Here is a 1,068-nt window from a genome sequence, read left to right on the forward strand (position 1 = left end):
CTGCGTCGCACCCCTGACGGCACCGCAAGAAGCAGCGACGGAGCACACAACCCCTCGCCGATCATGAAACGCAAGAATGTGCGCAAGACTGTTATCGTCATGCGGACTGACGATCGGGAGCGGTCCTCGCCTTGATCCAGAACGATCGAGCGGACGGCCTCAGCGGTGATCCCCTGCGGTTCCGATCCAAGCTTCATCAGCCAGCGGCCTAACTCTTGCTGATAGCGCCTGATCGTCTCGGACGTGGCGCCGCGCTCCCGGCGCAGCCAAGTGGCAAAATCGGCGAGGCGTGGATCGGCAGGTAGTTCAGCGGCCACCGCCACCGGGATCAATCCTTCCTCTCTGAGGAAAGCCACGAAGGCGCGCGCACCACGGCGGCGATCCTCGTTGCCGGTGCCTTCGACCCGCTTGCCGCGTTTGGTCTTGATCCCGCACTGACAGTTATGATGGGCAAACTGCTCGATCAGGTCGTTATCGATATGGCTGGCCGGAATACGTCGCTGTAGAGCCCATTCCGCAAAATGCCGCGCCTGGCACATGCGTGAGTTGTAGGTGACCTTGCCGTAGCCTTGGCCAGCAAGGCACGCGGAAAAGCCGGCCAAATGCGGGCCGAGCCGGGCAACCTCGTCTGAAATGGCCACATGGCCGGTATCTTCCAGATAGCGAAGAAACCTCCGGACCTCGATGATGTAAGCGGGGTCCCGCAACTGCGCGGCGCTATAGCGGCCGCACCGGCAGCGGTGTCGCGCAAAACGACCGATCGCAGCAGTATCAAGATCCCTGATCGCGATATGCCGATCGGTGACCCACTTCAGGAAATGCCGGGCGGCGCTGAGCGCGCCAGCAGACAAGTTGGGATTATCCGCAAGATAACCGGAAACAAGTGCTTGGCCGTTGACAGCCCCGGCGGCTGCGCTGCCGGGGTGGGAGTTGGAGGGGGAGTTCATGTCGGGGTGTCCTTCTGCGGTTGAGAGCAGAGGCATCATGATTATGCCAAGTGGAGATCCCGAAATGAAACATCATATCAACGACATGAAGCGTCGCGCTCTGCATAACGCGGACGCGGCA

Annotated in this window: 1 protein-coding gene; it reads right to left on the reverse strand. The window is 61.1% G+C overall.

Annotated elements, in window-relative coordinates:
• Positions 1 to 947 (reverse strand): site-specific integrase (locus tag Q8M85_RS13575; protein WP_371135253.1); only part of this gene is annotated, 947 nt, incomplete at its 3' end.
• Positions 948 to 1,068 lie beyond the last annotated feature (121 nt).

Origin of the sequence: Tabrizicola sp., from assembly GCF_030694085.1 — a bacterium.
Taxonomy (GTDB): Bacteria; Pseudomonadota; Alphaproteobacteria; order Rhodobacterales; family Rhodobacteraceae; genus Tabrizicola.